Genomic DNA, 2,333 nt, shown 5'->3' with positions numbered 1-2,333 from the left:
GGTAAAAGATACTTGATCCGCAGGCCTGATCAGGCGATCTTCGCGTCAGATGGCAGGCCACTTGGGGAATGTCGGTTCCAAGTTTGCGTCTTGCAACGAGAGCGTCCGGCCTTCTCTGTATGCCGTCACGGCTCAGACAGCCCTTTGTCCGTTTGGTGCGGTGGCGGATCGTGGCGAAGGCGCTTCCAATCGGATTTGACGTCTGGATGCTCTGCCAGTGTTGGGCCGGAAAGTTGAAGAAGGTCATCAGTTCCTCGCGATCTTTGATCAGGCACTCAGTGGCTTTGGGGTGGCGTGATGCACCCGAAGCCCGTGGCCCTCATTTTTGGGGAGTAGATCAATGCCGCGTCAGTCTCCCCCGTTCCATTCCGAAGCTGGATGGGTGCGTATCTCATTGGATAGTCCCTGTATGAGACGCAGGGGAATCGCGTTTGGGTTTATTTCGTCGCATCAAGATCGAAAATCATCAAAACCTCACCACGAATTCGACGAGAGACCCGAGAAGTTCTTCTTCAGCTCACCCTCTCGTCTCTCAGATTTCCAAACGCGATTGCCCTGGTATGAGACGTGCAACAGTTCGACTTTCAGGTTTGTCACTGAAAAAATTGGAGGATACATGTTGTAGGCTCTTGTCGAAGTCTGACCAGCTGAAAGCTCTGAGAGTTAGATCATCCAAAACACTTGCGGCAGCCGTTTCGATTTCACTAAGCGGTTTACGAACGCTTCGATTTGCACCAGCCAGAATTTCGTCCAGGTTTCCCGACCCAACCTCGTCAGCGGAAAAGGGAAATGCGTCTTGAAACAAGCTGTTAGGGTTTGGCGCGATGTAGACTAAAGCTACGGGTTTCATTTTCCCCATCATTTCGCGTTCAATAGCCAACGCTAACAGATACTTTGCAAGTTGGTCCAATGAGGTCTTGGCGTCAAACTTCAGTTCAACGCCAAGACTCCAGTTTTTGCCAGTAAAAAATCCGTCCGGCTGACAAATGTCATAGAGTTTTGGCTGCCCAAATTCTGGCCCAAGTTCTCGCCCATAGCTTTTCAAGCTATCCTTGACATGGTAGCCAAGTAACCGACAAAAAATGTCGTTAGTGATTTCTCCATCCAGAATTCCGAATGTTAACTCGAAAATGTGATTGAAGGTTTCTTCATGCCGCCGAACAAGCTTGGTGAACTCTCTACCTGTAGTAACTCGTCGATACAGGGGGCCAGTTGGATTTGTCATACTTACGGGAACAGAGACCCTGTCACCCGTAGCTTCCCAATGTCGCCGCGGGATGGATTTGAGGCCAAGGTATTTCGGCGTCCAGTATAGCTGTTCCAAAGCATCCCAGTATTTTTCTGTCCAATTCAATTGCATTCCTGTTTCCTCAAAATTGTAATCATCTTACTATTATAAATGTGCCTTAAAGATAAAGGACTGTGCATTTGGTTGGCCACACTGCGTAAACTATATTGGATTTGGCTACGTCGATCTGGAGGTCAGCGACACCAACAACATTAACACCAGCAATACGAAGGACTTGGGCCAGAAACATTGGTGCAAATTTTCCTGCGCTGACCACGCCGAAACGAACAGGATTTTCCTGCTCTTGGCGTTCATGGAGTTGTTCATATAGGCTCATGGTGTTCTCCGTGACCCGAGTCAGACATAGGCATGAAACACCCGATGATACCTGCTCCAGCACAATTTGAAGGCACATATTCTGACTTCTTTACCAAGTTCGTATTGCCTACCTACATCAAGGTGCGGCGCTCCGGGCGGATCGTCAGCGTGGCAGCCATAGTGGCTGTAGCGGTCAACACTGACGGGCGGCGCGAGGTATTGGGCATTGCCATCCAGCCCAGCGAAGCCCAGGTGTTCTGGGACGAATTCCGACGCTCGCTGTCGGATCGGGGCCTGCGGGGCACCAAGCTTATAGGAAACGTATGGGCTGAATGTCTTTGATCAAAAGAAAGCACAGCCAAATTCTGTTTGCTGACCGGGCAGATTGTTGGAACCGAATGGCACTCTGCCATGTCTCTTCGTTGATATTGCCAACAGGGTCGCCTCACTTGCCGCTTGTTCGCAGCAAGTGTCGATGCAAGTCTGGCACTTGGTCCGGGTTTCATGCTAACCAGAGCGCGTACGTTCCAACCAAAGCGATCCCTTCTATGACCCGGCTCTATTTTAGTCTTGTCCATCGCCCCCTCCTTCGGCCTTCACTTATCGTTGCCGCGGTTTTTGCGCTTTGCGTAAGTGGGCAAGGTGATGCCCAGGCACAAATGTCCGGCGGCGGCATGAAGCATGGAATGCATGGTCATGGTTCGGACGGCATGGGACATGACGAGAT

2 protein-coding genes and 2 pseudogenes are annotated in these 2,333 nt (G+C 50.7%); 1 reads left to right on the top strand and 3 read right to left on the bottom strand.

Annotated elements, in window-relative coordinates; translation table 11 throughout:
• Window positions 1-118: 118 nt before the first annotated feature.
• From LC354_RS27500 to LC354_RS27490, 3 genes and pseudogenes are all read right to left on the bottom strand, one after another.
• A pseudogene (locus tag LC354_RS27500) lies at window positions 119-295 on the bottom strand (transposase); the annotation flags it as partial.
• 237 nt (window positions 296-532) lie between these two features.
• Complete coding sequence (locus LC354_RS27495; RefSeq protein WP_223429110.1) at window positions 533-1,360, bottom strand: hypothetical protein; 828 nt, start codon at window positions 1,358-1,360, stop codon at window positions 533-535.
• A 46-nt stretch (window positions 1,361-1,406) separates the two neighbouring features.
• Window positions 1,407-1,625 (bottom strand): hypothetical protein, encoded by a 219-nt coding sequence (locus LC354_RS27490; RefSeq protein ID WP_223429109.1) that lies wholly within the window; start codon window positions 1,623-1,625, stop codon window positions 1,407-1,409.
• A gap of 110 nt (window positions 1,626-1,735) precedes the next feature.
• Between LC354_RS27490 and LC354_RS27485 the strand changes: the two are divergent.
• Window positions 1,736-1,921 (top strand): annotated as a pseudogene (locus LC354_RS27485) (transposase); the annotation flags it as partial.
• Window positions 1,922-2,333: the final 412 nt, after the last annotated feature.

It is taken from the genome of Tateyamaria pelophila (genome assembly GCF_019966495.1).
Classification (GTDB): Bacteria; Pseudomonadota; Alphaproteobacteria; order Rhodobacterales; family Rhodobacteraceae; genus Tateyamaria; species Tateyamaria pelophila.
This window is presented reverse-complemented; position numbering and strand designations above follow the sequence as displayed.

Coding starts and splice junctions, on each gene's coding strand:
- LC354_RS27490 (WP_223429109.1), bottom strand. CDS start 1,625: ATGAGCCTATATGAACAACTCCATGAACGCCAAGAGCAGGAAAATCCT.
- LC354_RS27495 (WP_223429110.1), bottom strand. CDS start 1,360: ATGCAATTGAATTGGACAGAAAAATACTGGGATGCTTTGGAACAGCTA.